Source organism: Streptomyces flavochromogenes (assembly GCF_000717595.1).
Lineage (GTDB): Bacteria > Actinomycetota > Actinomycetes > Streptomycetales > Streptomycetaceae > Streptomyces > Streptomyces flavochromogenes.
In genome coordinates this window covers 175,974-191,135 of the sequence record NZ_JNZO01000025.1, presented here as the reverse complement: position 1 = coordinate 191,135, position 15,162 = coordinate 175,974, and the positions used below count along the sequence as shown (strand labels likewise).

Annotated in this window: 16 protein-coding genes; 11 read left to right on the top strand and 5 right to left on the bottom strand. The window is 70.3% G+C overall.

The genetic code is table 11. The features are described 5' to 3' along the window. Positions 1-137 precede the first annotated feature (137 nt). The 11 genes from IF00_RS0129025 (at position 138) to IF00_RS0128980 (ending at position 10,432) form a co-directional block, all read left to right on the top strand. Positions 138-1,835 carry a nitrite/sulfite reductase gene (locus IF00_RS0129025; RefSeq protein ID WP_030323083.1) on the top strand — a complete coding sequence of 566 codons (1,698 nt, stop codon included), beginning with the start codon at positions 138-140 and terminating at the stop codon, positions 1,833-1,835. Then, complete coding sequence (locus IF00_RS44085) at positions 1,832-2,011, top strand: hypothetical protein (protein ID WP_078944884.1); 180 nt, start codon at positions 1,832-1,834, stop codon at positions 2,009-2,011. Before IF00_RS0129025 ends, IF00_RS44085 begins: the two co-directional genes overlap by 4 nt. Next, entirely contained in the window at positions 2,008-2,715 is a 708-nt protein-coding gene (locus IF00_RS0129020) for a phosphoadenylyl-sulfate reductase (RefSeq protein ID WP_030323081.1), read from the top strand. The genes IF00_RS44085 and IF00_RS0129020 overlap by 4 nt, the downstream gene beginning before the upstream one ends. A gap of 29 nt (positions 2,716-2,744) precedes the next feature. Continuing rightward, positions 2,745-3,278 carry an adenylyl-sulfate kinase gene (gene cysC / locus IF00_RS0129015; protein ID WP_030323078.1) on the top strand — a complete coding sequence of 178 codons (534 nt, stop codon included), beginning with the start codon at positions 2,745-2,747 and terminating at the stop codon, positions 3,276-3,278. After that, on the top strand, positions 3,275-4,210 hold the full coding sequence (cysD, locus tag IF00_RS0129010) for a sulfate adenylyltransferase subunit CysD (RefSeq protein ID WP_030323077.1): 936 nt from the start codon (positions 3,275-3,277) through the stop codon (positions 4,208-4,210). Before cysC ends, cysD begins: the two co-directional genes overlap by 4 nt. After that, positions 4,210-5,553: a sulfate adenylyltransferase subunit 1 gene (locus IF00_RS0129005; protein ID WP_030323072.1), complete on the top strand. Its 1,344-nt coding sequence runs from the start codon at positions 4,210-4,212 to the stop codon at positions 5,551-5,553. Before cysD ends, IF00_RS0129005 begins: the two co-directional genes overlap by 1 nt. Positions 5,554-5,749: 196 nt before the next feature. Next, positions 5,750-6,859: an aliphatic sulfonate ABC transporter substrate-binding protein gene (locus IF00_RS0129000; protein ID WP_030323070.1), complete on the top strand. Its 1,110-nt coding sequence runs from the start codon at positions 5,750-5,752 to the stop codon at positions 6,857-6,859. 55 nt (positions 6,860-6,914) lie between these two features. Next, positions 6,915-7,709, top strand: a complete 795-nt coding sequence (locus IF00_RS0128995; protein WP_030323069.1) for an ABC transporter ATP-binding protein — start codon at positions 6,915-6,917, stop codon at positions 7,707-7,709. Continuing rightward, a complete protein-coding gene (locus IF00_RS0128990; protein WP_030323067.1) occupies positions 7,696-8,583 on the top strand; it encodes an ABC transporter permease in 888 nt (295 codons plus the stop codon). The genes IF00_RS0128995 and IF00_RS0128990 overlap by 14 nt, the downstream gene beginning before the upstream one ends. Positions 8,584-8,594: 11 nt before the next feature. Then, positions 8,595-9,398, top strand: a complete 804-nt coding sequence (locus IF00_RS0128985; protein ID WP_051820662.1) for a sirohydrochlorin chelatase — start codon at positions 8,595-8,597, stop codon at positions 9,396-9,398. 167 nt (positions 9,399-9,565) lie between these two features. Beyond that, positions 9,566-10,432: a D-alanyl-D-alanine carboxypeptidase family protein gene (locus tag IF00_RS0128980; RefSeq protein WP_030323060.1), complete on the top strand. Its 867-nt coding sequence runs from the start codon at positions 9,566-9,568 to the stop codon at positions 10,430-10,432. Positions 10,433-10,522: 90 nt separating this feature from the next. Here IF00_RS0128980 and IF00_RS0128975 read toward each other — a convergent pair whose 3' ends face one another. The 5 genes from IF00_RS0128975 to IF00_RS0128955 all read right to left on the bottom strand — a co-directional run bounded on the left by IF00_RS0128975 (position 10,523) and on the right by IF00_RS0128955 (position 15,026). After that, entirely contained in the window at positions 10,523-11,167 is a 645-nt protein-coding gene (locus IF00_RS0128975) for a mycothiol-dependent nitroreductase Rv2466c family protein (protein ID WP_030323058.1), read from the bottom strand. A gap of 75 nt (positions 11,168-11,242) precedes the next feature. Beyond that, positions 11,243-11,797: a DUF1697 domain-containing protein gene (locus IF00_RS0128970; RefSeq protein ID WP_030323056.1), complete on the bottom strand. Its 555-nt coding sequence runs from the start codon at positions 11,795-11,797 to the stop codon at positions 11,243-11,245. Positions 11,798-11,950: 153 nt separating this feature from the next. After that, entirely contained in the window at positions 11,951-13,246 is a 1,296-nt protein-coding gene (locus IF00_RS0128965) for an ABC transporter substrate-binding protein (protein ID WP_030323054.1), read from the bottom strand. Continuing rightward, on the bottom strand, positions 13,243-14,085 hold the full coding sequence (locus IF00_RS0128960) for a carbohydrate ABC transporter permease (protein ID WP_030323053.1): 843 nt from the start codon (positions 14,083-14,085) through the stop codon (positions 13,243-13,245). Before IF00_RS0128960 ends, IF00_RS0128965 begins: the two co-directional genes overlap by 4 nt. Next, positions 14,082-15,026 carry a carbohydrate ABC transporter permease gene (locus IF00_RS0128955; RefSeq protein WP_030323052.1) on the bottom strand — a complete coding sequence of 315 codons (945 nt, stop codon included), beginning with the start codon at positions 15,024-15,026 and terminating at the stop codon, positions 14,082-14,084. Before IF00_RS0128955 ends, IF00_RS0128960 begins: the two co-directional genes overlap by 4 nt. Between the last annotated feature and the right edge of the window lie 136 nt (positions 15,027-15,162).

Sequence of the window (15,162 nt, the reverse complement as noted above, 5' to 3'; positions counted from 1 at the left end):
GAGAACCAGCACCGCCGCGATCACTTTTTCAGCACGACTCTGCCCGACCCTGCTGCGCACTGACGCGCCACCCTCCGACCTGAGCGCCAGTGTGCAGGTCAGAGCCGCCCTCTCGCAGTCCCGAAGGACAAGACGCCATGGCCGCCACCCCGGAAAACCCCACTCCCGCCGCCGCACGCCGCAAGACCGGGCGCCACCGTGGCGAGGGTCAGTGGGCCGTGGGGCACTTCACCCCCCTGAACGGCAATGAGCAGTTCAAGAAGGACGACGACGGTCTCAACGTACGGACACGTATTGAGACGGTCTACTCGAAGCGCGGATTCGACTCCATCGACCCCAACGACCTGCGCGGACGCATGCGCTGGTGGGGCCTCTACACCCAGCGCAAGCAGGGTCTGGACGGCACCAAGACGGGTGTCCTGGAGCCGGAGGAGCTGGACGACGAGTACTTCATGCTCCGCGTCCGCATCGACGGCGGCCGGCTGACCACCGAGCAGCTCCGTGTCATCGGCGAGATCTCCGAGGAGTTCGCCCGGGGTACCGCCGACATCACGGACCGGCAGAACGTCCAGTACCACTGGATCCGCATCGAGGACGTCCCCGAGATCTGGAACCGCCTGGAGGCGGTCGGCCTGTCCACCACCGAGGCCTGCGGCGACACCCCGCGTGTCATCCTCGGCTCCCCGGTTGCCGGCATCGCGGCCGACGAGATCATCGACGGCACGCCCGCGATCGACGAGATCTACCGTCGGATCGTCGGCAACAAGGACTTCTCCAACCTGCCCCGCAAGTTCAAGTCCGCGGTCTCCGGCTCGCCTCAGCTCGACGTGGCGCACGAGATCAACGACATCGCCTTCGTCGGCGTGAACCACCCGGAGCACGGCCCCGGCTTCGACGTCTGGGTCGGCGGCGGGCTCTCCACCAACCCCAAGCTGGGCGTCCGCCTCGGCACCTGGGTCTCCCTCGACGAGGTCCCGGACGTCTACGAGGGCGTCATCTCGATCTTCCGCGACTACGGCTACCGCCGGCTGCGCAACCGCGCCCGTCTGAAGTTCCTCGTCGCCGACTGGGGCCCGGAGAAGTTCCGCCAGGTCCTGGAGGACGAGTACCTCCAGCGCAAGCTGACCGACGGCCCCGCCCCCGAGCAGCCCGCGGGCCAGTGGCGGGACCACATGGGTGTGCACCGGCAGAACGACGGCCGGTTCTACATCGGCTTCGCCCCGCGCGTGGGCCGGGTCGACGGCGCCACCCTCACCAAGATCGCCGGCCTGGCCGAGCAGCACGGCTCCGGCCGGCTGCGCACCACCGCGGACCAGAAGATGATCCTCCTCGACGTCGAGGAGGCCCAGCTCGAATCGGCGGTCGCCGCCCTGGAGGCCCTCGACCTGCGGGTCACGCCCTCGCCGTTCCGGCGCGGCACGATGGCCTGCACCGGCATCGAGTTCTGCAAGCTCGCGATCGTCGAGACCAAGGCTCGTGGCGCCTCGCTCATCGACGAACTGGAGCGCCGCGTCCCGGAGTTCGACGAGCCGCTGACGATCAACATCAACGGCTGCCCGAACGCCTGCGCCCGCATCCAGGTCGCGGACATCGGCCTCAAGGGCCAGCTGGTCCTGGACGACGACGGCAACCGCGTCGAGGGCTACCAGGTGCACCTGGGCGGCGCGCTGGGCCTGGAGGCCGGCTTCGGCCGCAAGGTCCGCGGCCTCAAGGTCACCGCGGCCGAGCTCCCCGACTACGTGGAGCGGGTCCTCAAGCGCTTCCAGGCGGAGCGCGAGACCGGCGAGCGCTTCGCGACCTGGGCGGCCCGCGCCTCGGAAGAGGCACTGTCATGAGCGAGCGTGCCGCACCGTTCCACTGCCCCTACTGCGGCGACGAGGACCTGCGTCCCAACGAGCAGGGTCACGGCGCCTGGGAATGCGCCGCGTGCAGCCGAGCCTTCCAGTTGAAGTTCCTGGGGCTGCTCGCCCCCGGGACTTCGGGCAACACCCCTGGAGGGAAAGAGATATGACGCTCACTCAGGATGCCACCGCGGCCGACCTCAAGGCACTCGCCGAACAGGCCGGCCGCGACCTGGAGGACGCCTCCGCCCCGGAGATCCTCCGCTGGGCCGTGGACACCTTCGGCGAGGGCTTCTGCGTCACCTCCTCCATGGAGGACGCGGTCGTCGCCCATCTCGCCTCGCGCGTCCGGCCCGGCGTGGACGTCGTCTTCCTCGACACCGGCTACCACTTCGAGGAGACCATCGGCACCCGTGACGCCGTGGACGCCGTCATGGACGTCCACGTCATCACCCTGACCCCGCGTCAGACGGTCGCCGAGCAGGACGCCGAGTACGGCGCGAAGCTCCACGACCGTGACCCCGACCTGTGCTGCGCTCTGCGCAAGGTCAAGCCCCTCGAAGAGGGCCTGACCCGGTACAGCGCGTGGGCGACGGGGCTGCGCCGCGACGAGTCCCCGACCCGGGCGAACACTCCGGTCGTCGGCTGGGACGAGAAGCGGCGGAAGGTCAAGGTCTCCCCCATCGCCCGCTGGACGCAGGACGACGTCGACGCGTACGTCGCGGAGCACGGCGTCCTCACCAACCCGCTCCTGATGGACGGTTACGCCTCCGTCGGCTGCGCCCCCTGCACCCGCCGCGTCCTGGAGGGCGAGGACGCCCGCGCCGGACGCTGGGCGGGTCGCGGCAAGACCGAATGCGGGCTGCACGGATGACGGACACTCAGGAAGTTCAGGAGAAGCACGTGACGGGTGCCACCATCTGGCTCACCGGCCTGCCGAGCGCCGGCAAGACCACCATCGCGTACGAACTGGCCGGCCGGCTCCGCGAGGAGGGCCACCGGGTCGAGGTGCTCGACGGCGACGAGATCCGCGAGTTCCTCTCCGCGGGCCTCGGCTTCAGCCGCGAGGACCGGCACACCAACGTGCAGCGGATCGGGTTCGTCGCGGAGCTGCTCGCCTCCAACGGCGTGAAGGCCCTCGTCCCCGTCATCGCCCCGTACGAGGACAGCCGCGAGGCGGTCCGCAAGCGCCACACGTCCGAAGGCACCCCCTACGTCGAGGTGCACGTCGCCACTCCGGTGGACGTCTGCTCCGTACGCGACGTGAAGGGTCTCTACGCCAAGCAGGCCGCGGGCGAGATCAGCGGTCTCACCGGCGTCGACGACCCGTACGACGAGCCGCGCAACCCGGATCTGCGGATCGAGTCCCACACCCAGACCGTGCAGGAGTCCGCGGCGCAGCTCCACGCGCTGCTCACCGAGAGGGGTCTGCTGTGACCACCGTCGCCCATGTTCACGACAGCACCGACAACCCGTTCGCGCTGTCGCACCTCGACTCCCTGGAGTCCGAGGCCGTCCACATCTTCCGTGAGGTGGCGGGTGAGTTCGAGCGGCCGGTGATCCTCTTCTCCGGCGGCAAGGACTCCATCGTCATGCTGCACCTGGCGCTGAAGGCCTTCGCCCCCGCGGCGATCCCCTTCACGCTGCTGCACGTCGACACCGGGCACAACTTCCCCGAGGTCCTGGAGTACCGCGACCGCATCGTCGCCAAGCACGGCCTGCGGCTGCACGTCGCCTCCGTGCAGGAGTACATCGACGCCGGCAAGCTGCGCGAGCGCCCCGACGGCACCCGCAACCCGCTGCAGACCGTCCCGCTCACCGAGGCGATCCAGCAGCACCGCTTCGACGCCGTCTTCGGCGGCGGCCGCCGCGACGAGGAGAAGGCCCGCGCCAAGGAGCGGGTGTTCTCGCTGCGCGACGAGTTCTCGCAGTGGGACCCGCGCCGCCAGCGCCCCGAGCTGTGGCAGCTCTACAACGGCCGGCACGCCCCCGGCGAGCACGTCCGGGTCTTCCCGCTGTCCAACTGGACCGAGCTGGACGTCTGGCAGTACATCCAGCGCGAGAAGATCGAGCTCCCGGAGATCTACTTCGCCCACGAGCGCGAGGTGTTCGCCCGCAGCGGGATGTGGCTGACGGCCGGCGACTGGGGCGGCCCGAAGGAGTCCGAGACCACGCAGACGCGGCTGATCCGCTACCGCACCGTCGGCGACATGTCCTGCACCGGCGCCGTCGACTCCGACGCCACCACGCTGGACGCCGTCATCGCCGAGATCGCCGCCTCCCGGCTCACCGAGCGGGGCGCGACCCGCGCCGACGACAAGATGTCCGAGGCCGCGATGGAAGACCGCAAGCGCGAAGGGTACTTCTAATGAGCACGTCCACCGAGCAGCTGACCGAGCAGCTGGCGGCCACCACCCTGCTGCGCTTCGCCACCGCCGGCTCCGTCGACGACGGCAAGTCCACCCTGGTGGGCCGGCTCCTCCACGACTCCAAGTCGGTCCTGGTCGACCAGCTGGAGGCCGTGGAGCACGCCTCGCGCTCCCGTGGTCAGGAGGCCCCCGACCTGGCGCTCCTCACCGACGGTCTGCGGGCCGAGCGCGAGCAGGGCATCACCATCGACGTGGCCTACCGCTACTTCGCGACGCCCCGCCGCCGCTTCATCCTCGCCGACACCCCCGGGCACGTGCAGTACACCCGGAACATGGTGACCGGCGCCTCCACCGCCGAGCTCGCCGTGGTCCTCGTCGACGCCCGTAACGGCGTGGTCGAGCAGACCCGCAGGCACGCCGCCGTCGCCGCGCTGCTCCGCGTCCCGCACGTGGTCCTGGCCGTGAACAAGATGGACCTGGTCGAGTACCGGGAGCCCGTCTTCGCCGCGATCGCCGAGGAGTTCACGACGTACGCCTCCGAGCTCGGCGTCCCGGAGATCACCGCGATCCCGATCTCCGCGCTGGCCGGCGACAACGTCGTGGAGCCGTCCGCGAACATGGACTGGTACGGCGGCCCGACGGTCCTGGAGCACCTGGAGACCGTCCCGGTAAGCCACGACCTGACGGCCTGCCACGCACGGTTCCCCGTGCAGTACGTGATCCGCCCGCAGACCGCCGAGCACCCCGACTACCGGGGATACGCCGGTCAGATCGCGGCCGGTGCCTTCCGGGTCGGCGAGGAGATCACCGTCCTGCCCTCGGGGAAGACCTCCACGATCACCGGGATCGACGCGCTCGGCGAGGCCGTGGACATCGCCTGGGCCCCTCAGTCGGTCACCATCCGGCTCGCCGACGACATCGACATCTCGCGCGGCGACCTGCTCGCCCCGAGCGGTGACGCCCCGGCGACCACGCAGGACATCGAGGCGACCGTCTGCCACGTGGCGGACCGGGCGCTCGCCGTCGGCCAGCGGGTGCTGCTGAAGCACACCACCCGCACGGTCAAGGCGATCGTCAAGGAGATCCCCTCGCGGCTGACCCTGGACGACCTCTCGCAGCACCCGAACCCGGGGCAGCTGGTCGCCAACGACATCGGCCGGGTCGTGGTGCGCACCGCCGAGCCGCTCGCGCTCGACGCGTACGCCGACTCCCGCCGCACCGGTTCGTTCCTGCTGATCGACCCGGCGGACGGCACCACGCTCGCGGCGGGCATGGCGGGCGAGTCCTTCGCCACCGCCAAGGCCGTCTCGGTCGTCGAGGACGAGGAAGGGTGGGACTTCTGACATGAGCGAGAACGTTTACGCCACCTTCGCGAAGGAGGGCGGCCGGGTGGGCTCCGGCGCCCTTGGTGCGGGCATGGGAGGCGTCGCGCGATGTGCGTGCTGACCTCGACGCGCCGCATGCGCGGCGCGACCCCGCTCCACCCCGAACGACATAGACGCAGACTTCGAAAACGCTGAATCGAGGGGAAAACCTCCCGTGCCTGCCACCACCCGCACCACCCTGCGCCGCGGCCTCGCCGCCGCCGCCGCTCTGCCGCTGCTGATCGGCGCGCTCGCCTCCTGCGGCTACGGCTCCGAGGCCAAGACAGACGAGAAGAAGGTGGCAGCCGAGGGCAAGAAGCTCTCCGCCGACACCGTACGGCTCGGGTACTTCCCCAACCTCACGCACGCGACCGCGCTGATCGGCGTCCAGGACGGCCTGATCCAGAAGGAGCTGGGCGGCACCACGCTGAAGCCGCAGACCTTCAACGCCGGCCCGTCCGAGATCGAGGCGCTCAACGGCGGCTCTCTCGACATCGGCTTCATCGGTCCCTCCCCGTCCATCAACGCGTACGTCAAGTCCAAGGGCAAGAACCTGCGGATCATCTCCGGCTCCGCCTCCGGCGGCGTCAAGCTGGTCGTGAACCCGGACAAGATCAAGACCCTGGACGACCTCAAGGGCAAGCGGATCGCCACCCCTCAGAAGGGGAACACGCAGGACGTCGCGCTCCTCAACTGGATCGCCGAGAAGGGCTGGAAGGTCGACCCGGAGTCCGGCGAGGGTGACGTCTCCGTCGTCCGCACGGACAACAAGGTCACCCCGGACGCCTTCAAGTCCGGCTCCATCGACGGCGCCTGGGTTCCCGAGCCGACCGCCTCCAAGCTGGTCTCCCAGGGCGGCTCCGTCCTCCTCGACGAGACCTCGCTGTGGCCCGACAAGAAGTTCGTGATCACGAACATCATCGTGTCGCAGAAGTTCCTCACGGAGCACCCGGACGTGGTCGAGGCCGTGCTGACGGGCACGGTGAAGACCAACGAGTGGATCAACGCCAACCCGGACAAGGCGAAGGCGTCCGCCAACGCGGCGCTGAAGTCCCTCGGCGGCAAGGCGCTGGACGCCAAGGTCATCGACCCGGCGTGGCCGAGCATCGCGATCACCGACGACCCGCTGGCCGCGACGCTGAAGACCCAGTCCGAGTGGGCGGTGAAGGCCGAGCTGATCAAGCAGCCCGACCTGGCCGGCATCTACGACCTGAAGCTCCTCAACAAGGTGCTGAAGGCCGCCGGCAAGCCCGAGGTCTCCGACGCCGGTCTCGGCGCCGAGTAACCACACCGAGCCGACGAAACAGACCGCGAATCCGTAACCCCAGGAGGTGACGACCATGGCCACGACGTTCGCCAAGGCTGCCGAGGGCACCGTAGCGGAGCAGACGCACGCCGCCCGGATCGAGCACGTCTCGAAGTCCTTCTCCGGCCCGGCCGGTACCCAGCTCGTCCTGGACGACGTCAGTCTCGACGTCGCGCCCGGCGAGTTCGTCACCATCCTGGGGGCCTCGGGGTGCGGCAAGTCCACCCTGCTGAACCTGGTCGCGGGACTCGACCGGCCGACCCAGGGGTCCATCGAGACCCCGGGCGGCCGGCCGGCCCTGATGTTCCAGGAGCACGCCCTCTTCCCGTGGCTGACCGCGGGCAAGAACATCGAACTGGCCCTGCGGCTGCGCGGGGTGTCCAAGGCCGAGCGCAGGCCGGAGGCCGAGCGGCTGCTCGAACTGGTCCGGCTCGGCGGCGCGTACGGAAAGCGGGTGCACGAGCTGTCCGGCGGTATGCGGCAGCGCGTGGCCCTCGCCCGGGCGCTGGCCCAGGACAGCCAGCTGCTGCTGATGGACGAGCCGTTCGCGGCCCTGGACGCCATCACCCGTGACGTGCTGCACGGCGAGCTCACCCGTATCTGGGAGGAGACCAACCTCTCGGTCCTGTTCGTCACCCACAACGTGCGCGAGGCCGTGCGCCTCGCGCAGCGGGTCGTCCTCCTCTCCTCCCGCCCCGGCCGGGTCGCGAAGGAATGGACCGTGGGCATCCAGCAGCCGCGCCGCATCGAGGACGCGGACGTGGCCGAGCTGTCCCTTGAGATCACTGAACACCTGCGTGGGGAGATCCGCCGCCATGGCCAGCACTGACACCGCCGCGACGGTCAAGAAGGACGACCTCGCCGGTCTGGAGGCCGGACTCGACGCCCTGGACGCGGTCGAGATCCGCCGCACCCCGGTCCGGGAGGTCCTCCTCAAGAAGGTCTTCCCGCCCGCCCTCGCGGTCCTCCTGGTCCTCGCCGTCTGGCAGATCCTCGTCTCCGCGAAGATCATCGAGGAGACCAAGCTGCCCGCACCGTCCGCGGTGTGGGACGGCCTGACCGACATGTGGCTGCAGGGCACCCTGCTCGAGGTCATCTGGACCAGCGTGTCCCGGGGTCTCGCAGGCTTCCTGCTGGCCCTCGCCATCGGCACCCCCCTGGGCCTGCTGGTCGCCCGCGTGAAGTTCGTGCGCGCCGCGATCGGCCCGATCCTGTCGGGTCTGCAGTCGCTGCCCTCGGTGGCGTGGGTGCCGCCGGCCGTGCTCTGGTTCGGCCTGAACGACGCGATGATGTTCACGGTGATCCTGCTGGGCGCCGTCCCGTCCATCGCCAACGGTCTGGTCTCCGGTGTCGACCAGGTCCCGCCGCTGTTCCTGCGGGCCGGCCGCACCATGGGCGCCACCGGCCTGAGGGGCACCTGGCACGTGACGCTCCCGGCCGCACTGCCCGGCTACCTGGCCGGTCTGAAGCAGGGCTGGGCCTTCTCCTGGCGCTCGCTGATGGCGGCCGAGATCATCGCCTCCTCGCCCGATCTGGGCCTGGGCCTGGGCCAGTTGCTGGAGAACGGCCGCAACAACATCGACCTGCCCGGCGTGTTCCTGGCGATCCTGCTCATCCTGGTCGTCGGCATCGCGATCGACCTGCTGATCTTCAGCCCGCTGGAGCGCTGGGTGCTCCGCAGCCGCGGCCTGCTGGTGAAGTGAGCCGATCCGCCATGAACCGACCGGCTCTCCCGTCGCCCACCCCCGCCCTTGCGGGGAAGCGCTACGCGCCGGTCCTCGTCGTCATCGCCCACGGCAGCCGCGACCCGCGGCACGCGGCGGCCGTCCAGGCGCTGGTGCGCCGGGCCGGTGCGCTGCGGCCGGGGCTGCGGGTGGAGACGGCGTTCCTGGACTTCAACCTGCCGTCGGTGCAGGGGGTGCTCGACCGGCTCGCCGCCGGCGGCGTACGGGAGGTGGTGGCGCTGCCGCTGCTGCTGACCCGGGCCTTCCACGCGAAGGCCGACATCCCCGCCGTACTGCGCCAGGCGCCGCCGTCCCTGCGGATCCGCCAGGCGGAGGTCCTCGGACCGTCCCCGCTGCTCGTGGAAGCGGTGGAACGGCGGCTGTACGAGGCCGGGCTCACGCCCGGCGACAAGAGCGCGACCGGGGTCGTCCTGGCCTCGGCGGGCTCCACGGACCCGGAGGCGATCGCGGTGATCGCAGAAACGGCGCGGGAGCTGCGGCGCACCGGTTGGTGCTCCGTGCGGCCCGCGTTCGCCTCCGCTGTGACGGCCGGGGGCGTCCCCCGCACGGAGGACGCCGTGCGGGCCCTGCGGGCCGAGCCGGGTGTCCACCGGGTGGCCGTCGCCCCGTACGTCATCGCCCCCGGCCGTCTCCCGGACCGCATCGCGGCGGGCGCGGCGGAGGCGGACGTCCTGGCGGATGTCCTGGGTCCCGCCCCGGAATTGGCCCGGCTGCTCCTGGAGCGCTACGACGCCGCCCACGCGGCCCGCGTCGCCGTGGCCCACTCGGCCTAGGAACCCCGTCCGACTATTCGGCCGGTCGACGGATGCGAGCAACTTCATGCCCGTGCCGTGCATCCTTCGATCCCTCTCGCGCGTCTTCTGTGCGCCGGGTCATTGCGGGCCCGGCTGACATCGGTTCCTACCAAGGGCAGAAGACTTTGATCACTTCGACACTCGGCGTGCGCAGAGCCGTGACCGTCACGATCACGACCTCGGCCGTACTGGCCGGTGGCCTCTTCACGGGCCAGGCGTACGCCGCGCCGCCCGCCCCGTCGATCACCGCCCAGGGCGGCTTCGTCATGAACAACGGGACGGGCACCACGCTGTTCGGGAAGGCGGCCGACACCCGTCGGTCGACCGGTTCGACCACGAAGATCATGACCGCCAAGGTGGTCCTGGCGCAGCGCGGCCTGAACCTCGACGCCAAGGTCACCATCGACAAGGCCTACAGCGACTACATCGTCTCCAAGAACGCCTCGTCCGCCCGGCTCATCGTCGGGGACAAGGTGACGGTCCGGCAGCTCCTCTACGGCCTGATGCTGCCGTCGGGTTGCGACGCGGCCTACGCGCTGGCCGACAAGTTCGGCACCGGCACCACGCGGGCCGCCCGGGTCAAGTCGTTCATCGGGAAGATGAACACCGAGGCCAGGAACCTCGGCATGCGCAACACCCACTTCGACTCGTTCGACGGAATAAGCAATGGGAGCAACTACTCCACTCCCCGCGATCTGACGAAGCTCGCGAGCAGTGCGATGAAGAACCCCACGTTCCGCACCGTGGTCGCGACGAAGTCCACGAAGCAGAAGGTGACCACCAGGACCGGTGGTTACCGGTACATGTCCTGGAACAACACGAACAAGCTCCTGAGCACGTACAGCGGCGCGATCGGTGTGAAGACCGGTTCGGGTCCGCAGGCCAAGTACTGCCTCGTCTTCGCGGCGACCCGCGGCGGCAAGACGGTCATCGGCGCGGTGCTCGCCTCGTCGAGCGAGGCGAACCGGGCGACCGACGTCAAGAAGCTGCTGGACTACGGCTTCGCCAGGTAGGAAGCGACCGGCCCACGAACCGCCGGGCCGCTCGGGGCCTGTCTCCCGCTCGCCGGGAGGCAGGCCCCTGTCATGACCACCGGAGTGCCGTCAGCCGAAGTCGAGACCTCCCGTGCGGGTGCGCTTCAGTTCGAAGAGGTCCGGGTGGCCGGCGAGGACCCTGAAGCCGTCGAAGAGTTCGGCCGCGCGTTCACCGCGCGGGACGGCGCGCAGCACCGGCCCGAACCAGACGGTGCCGTCGACGTGGATCGTGGGGGTGCCGACGTACGCGTCGGCGTCGGGGTCCTTGCCGGCGTCGTGGCTCCGGCGGACGGCCTCGTCGTACGCCGGGTCGTGGGCGGCTTCGGCGAGTTCGGCGGGCAGGCCGAGCTCGGCGAGCGACTCGGCGACGACCGCGTCGAAGTCCTGTCGCTTCTGCTCGTGGATGCGGGTTCCGTACGCGGTGTAGAGCGGGCGCAGGATCTCCTCGCCGTGCCGCTCGGCGGCGGCCGCGGCGACTCTGACGGGTCCGATGGAGGCGTCGACGAGTTCGCGGTACCAGTCGGGCAGGGTGTTGCCCTCGTTGTGCAGGTACAGGCTCATGACCTTGAAGCGGAGGTCGATGTCCCGCTCGCGCTCGACCTCCAGGATCCACCGGGAGGTGATCCAGGCGAAGGGGCAGACGGGGTCGAAGTAGAAGTCGACGGCGGGGCGGGGCTGGGGCTGGCTCTGTGGCTGGATGTCGGTGGTCGTCATGGGACGAATCTAGCCAGCGAATGGCCTGCCTCTCTGGTCCAATCACAAGCCTTCTCTTTGGGCCAATCCTGCCTCTCAGTCGCCGCGTGTCATCTCCACCAGCTTGACCACCGTGTTCCAGTTCCTTGCCGTGACCACCAGCCCCTTGACGGTCGCCGGCCGGGTGAGGACGTCGCCCAGCCTGGACCTGCCCAGGCCCTCGGGAACGTACAGGTAGAGGACCCGGTCGCCGAGGGCGAAGGCCTCGGGCGCGTAGGCCTCCTGGTCGATCGCGGCGATGCGCTCGGGGTCGGCGGGACCGGAGAGGTAGAAGGCGTGGAGCTGCTTGCCCTCCAGTTCGGCGGCCGGGAAGGGGCAGTCCTCGGCCACCGAGGCCAGGTAGTCGGCGTCGCGGACGAGGCAGTCGACGCGGAAGCCGAAGTGGTCCTCGATCGCGTTCTCGATCTCGGCGGTGAGCGCGTCCTGGTCCACGGCCGAGTCGGTGGTGAAGACGGCGTTGCCGCTCTGCAGATAGGTGCGGACGTCCTGGTGCCCGAGGCCTTCGAGGACGGAACGGAGCTCCGGCATGGGCACTTTGCGGTGTCCGCTCACGTTGATGCCGCGGAGCAGGAGCGCGTATGTCTGCGTCATGGATTCAGAGTAGGGCGGGCCACCGCGCCTCGTGGGGGGCGGCGCGGTGGCCGGTTCGAACACTGTCCGATCAGAGCGATCCGCGAGAAGACCCTTCACCCATCTGTGACTTATCCAACAACCTTTCGTAATGACGAAGCCCTGGTGAACGCGTCATTTGCGCTGATAGCGGGCGAGCACCCGATTGCCGTCCGCCACCAGGCGCCTGCGCAGCTCGGCTCCGTCGATGGCGCCGCTGTAGTACTCCTGGAAGGCGGGCGTCGCCACCTTGTCCTTCCACTCCGGGTATCCGCGCACCGACTGCGCCGGCGCGGGCCGCAGCCGTTCGGCCACCGCGGCCCCGGTCGCCCAGCCGTCGCGGGCCGTGTGCAGCGAGGGGTCGGCGAGCGCGGTCGTGCCGGTGGGCAGCATCCAGTCGCCGCGCGCGAGCCGCACCATGTTCTCCGGGCGCAGGAAGAAGTCGAGGAACGCGGCCGCCTCCTTCTTGTGCGGACTGTCCTCGGCGATCGACAGGGTCTGCGGGGAGACCCCCTGGGTGAGCCCCGCGTCTCCGGCGGGGGCCGGAAGAACCATCCACTCGAAGCCCTTCGGGGCCTGTTGGGCGATCTGCTGCCGGTAGGCGAAGCCCAGCGGGACCATGGCGTACCTGCCGGCGAAGAAGCCGGGGAGGGTGTCGGAGCCTCCGCTGCCGAGCGTGGTGCGCGGGGCCGTGCGGTCGGTGACGACCTGGTCGTGGATCGTCCCGGCGACGACGGCGTCGGCTTCGGTGAAGCGGACGGTCACCCGGCCGTCGGCCTCCCGGTGGAAGAGCTGCCCGCCCGCCGAGAGTCCCAGGTTGAGGCTGACGGAGACGGGCTCCTTGAGGGGCCAGGCGACGGCGTACCGGCCGGAGCCCATGGTGCGGGTGAGGTCCTGGGTGATCTGCCGGAACTCGGTCCAGGTCCAGGGTTCTTCCGGGGTGGGGAGGCGGACGCCGGAGGATTCGAGGATCTTCCGGTTCGCGATGATCACGCGCGGTTCCTGGAGGAACGGCACGCCGTAGATCCCCTCGCCGAAGGTGGTGGTCTCCCAGCTGCGGGCGGGGATGTCGGCGCGGAGCCGTTCGGGCAGCAGGGGGCGGAGGTCGGCGAGGTCGCCGCCGTAGGCGAAGTCGGCGAGGTCGTCGGAGGCGTCGTGGATGATGTCGGGGGCCTCGCCGCCCTCGAAGGAGGTGAGGAGCTGGTCGTGGACGGAGTCCCAGCTGCCCTGGACGTACTCGATCCGGACGTCCGGGTGGGTGGCGTTCCACTCCTTCACCAGCTGCCGGTTGACGTCGACGGACTCCTTCTGCCAGGCGAGGGACTGGAAGCGGAGCCGTACGACCCCGTCCCCGGGAGCGTCGTTCCCCGCCGTGCAGCCGGTGACGAGCAGGGCGAGTGCGGCGGCGAGCGTGAGGATCCGTCGTCTCATGACTTCACCGCCCCGGCCAGCATCCCGCCGGTGATCCGTCGCTGGAGGAAGCCGAAGACGACGAGGGACGGGAGTGTGGCGAGGAAGGCCGCGGCGGCCAGCGGGCCGAGGTCCGCGACGCCCTCGGCGCCGAGGAAGTGGGTGAGGACGACCGGCAGGGTCTGCTTCTCCGGGGTCTTGAGCAGCACGAGCGCGAAGAAGAACTCGTTCCACGCGGTGACGAAGGCGAAGAGGGCGGTGGCGACGATGCCGGGGACGAGCAGCGGGGCGGTGACCGAGACGAGGGTACGGAGCCGGCCGGCGCCGTCGACGGCGGCGGCCTCCTCCAGTTCGGCGGGGACGGCCCTGACGTACCCCATCAGCATCCAGAGGGCGAAGGGCAGCGACCAGACCACGTAGACCAGGACGAGGCCGAACACGCTGTTCACGAGGTGCAGGTTCTTGAGGATCAGGAAGAGCGGGATGATCACGAGGACGAACGGGAACGCCTGGCTGATCACCACCCAGCCGGTCGCGGCCGAGGCGAGCCTGCCCCGGTGGCGTGCCGTCACGTAGGCGAGAGGGGTCGCGACGGCCACGGCGATCACCGCGGCGGCGACCGCGGCGACCAGGCTGTTCCCGGCCGCCCTGAGCAGCGGCTGTTCGTCGAAGGCCTGCCGGAAGTTGGCGAGCGTGGGGTTCTCCGGGATCCAGGTGGGGTGCAGCGAGGCGAGTTCGGGGGCGGGCTTGAAGGCGGTGGAGACCAGCCAGAGGAAGGGGAAGGCGAGGAAGACCAGATACGCGAGGAGGGCCGCGTACTGGGCGCATCGCGCGGGTCTGCTCGTCCGGAGGGCGCTCACCGGTCCTGGTCCCCTTTCAGCCGTCGTACGAGGGAGAGGGCGATGAGCACCGAGACGGCGGCGATCATCACGCAGCCCATCGCGGCGGCGTAGCCGAACTGCCCGTAGCGGAAGGCCTCTTCGTAGGCGAAGAGCATGGGGAGCCGGGTCCGGCCACCCGGTCCGCCGTTGGTCAGCACATAGACCAGGGCGAAGGAGTTGAAGTTCCAGATGAGATTGAGGGCGGTGATGGCGAGGGCGACCGGTCGGAGCGCGGGCCAGGTGACGACGCGGAAGCGGCGCCAGGCTCCGGCGCCGTCGAGGGCGGCGGCCTCGTGGAGTTCGTGCGGGGTGTTCTGGAGTCCGGCGAGCAGGGCGACGGTGGTCTGCGGCATCCCGGCCCAGACGCCGACGAGGACGACGGCGGGGAGCGCGGTGGCGAGGCCGGAGAGCCAGTCGCGGCCCTCCCCGAGGCCGAGGTTCCGGATCGTCTCGTTGAGGATGCCGGCGTCGGGGTTGTAGACGAGCCGCCACATGATGCCGACGACGACCTCGGGCATCGCCCAGGGGACGATCGCGAGGGCCCGCGCCAGCCAGCGGAAGCGGAGCTTCTGGTCGAGCAGGAGGGCGAGGCCGAGGGCGAGCAGGAACTGGGGGACGGTGACCCCGACGGCCCAGACCACGCCGATGCGGAACGAGTCCCAGAACAGGGTGTCGTGGAGCAGGTCCTGGAAGTTGAGCGTGCCCACCCAGCCGGTGGCCCGGGTGCGGCCGGACTGGGCGTCCGTGAAGGCGAGTGCGATGCCGTAGAGCAGCGGGCCGACGCTGAGGACCAGGATCGGCAACAGCGCCGGGAGCACCAGGAACCAGGCGCCGAAGTCGGGGCCGCGCGGGCGTGTCCCGTGGGCGGCGCGCGGTGTGCGCGTCCGGCCCGGCCGCTTCGTCGCGGTCAGCGAGCTCACCGTTTCGACCCCCGTCCGCCTTTCCCCGGACTCCGGCCGGGGGACCCGCACCGCCGTGGGAACCCCGCCATGGTGCTGACGGCCCGGGAGGCGGTCAAGGCGATCCGCGCGGTGAGCTGCGCGGATGGGAGACTTT

What these genes read in the sequence shown, in the direction of transcription:
- IF00_RS44085 (WP_078944884.1), top strand. Translation starts at nt 1,832, where the DNA reads ATGAGCGAGCGTGCCGCACCGTTCCACTGCCCCTACTGCGGCGACGAG.
- IF00_RS0129005 (WP_030323072.1), top strand. Translation starts at nt 4,210, where the DNA reads ATGAGCACGTCCACCGAGCAGCTGACCGAGCAGCTGGCGGCCACCACC.
- IF00_RS0128975 (WP_030323058.1), bottom strand. Translation starts at nt 11,167, where the DNA reads ATGACGACCACCGACATCCAGCCACAGAGCCAGCCCCAGCCCCGCCCC.
- IF00_RS0129025 (WP_030323083.1), top strand. Translation starts at nt 138, where the DNA reads ATGGCCGCCACCCCGGAAAACCCCACTCCCGCCGCCGCACGCCGCAAG.
- IF00_RS0128985 (WP_051820662.1), top strand. Translation starts at nt 8,595, where the DNA reads ATGAACCGACCGGCTCTCCCGTCGCCCACCCCCGCCCTTGCGGGGAAG.
- IF00_RS0128990 (WP_030323067.1), top strand. Translation starts at nt 7,696, where the DNA reads ATGGCCAGCACTGACACCGCCGCGACGGTCAAGAAGGACGACCTCGCC.
- IF00_RS0128970 (WP_030323056.1), bottom strand. Translation starts at nt 11,797, where the DNA reads ATGACGCAGACATACGCGCTCCTGCTCCGCGGCATCAACGTGAGCGGA.
- IF00_RS0128965 (WP_030323054.1), bottom strand. Translation starts at nt 13,246, where the DNA reads ATGAGACGACGGATCCTCACGCTCGCCGCCGCACTCGCCCTGCTCGTC.
- IF00_RS0128995 (WP_030323069.1), top strand. Translation starts at nt 6,915, where the DNA reads ATGGCCACGACGTTCGCCAAGGCTGCCGAGGGCACCGTAGCGGAGCAG.
- IF00_RS0129020 (WP_030323081.1), top strand. Translation starts at nt 2,008, where the DNA reads ATGACGCTCACTCAGGATGCCACCGCGGCCGACCTCAAGGCACTCGCC.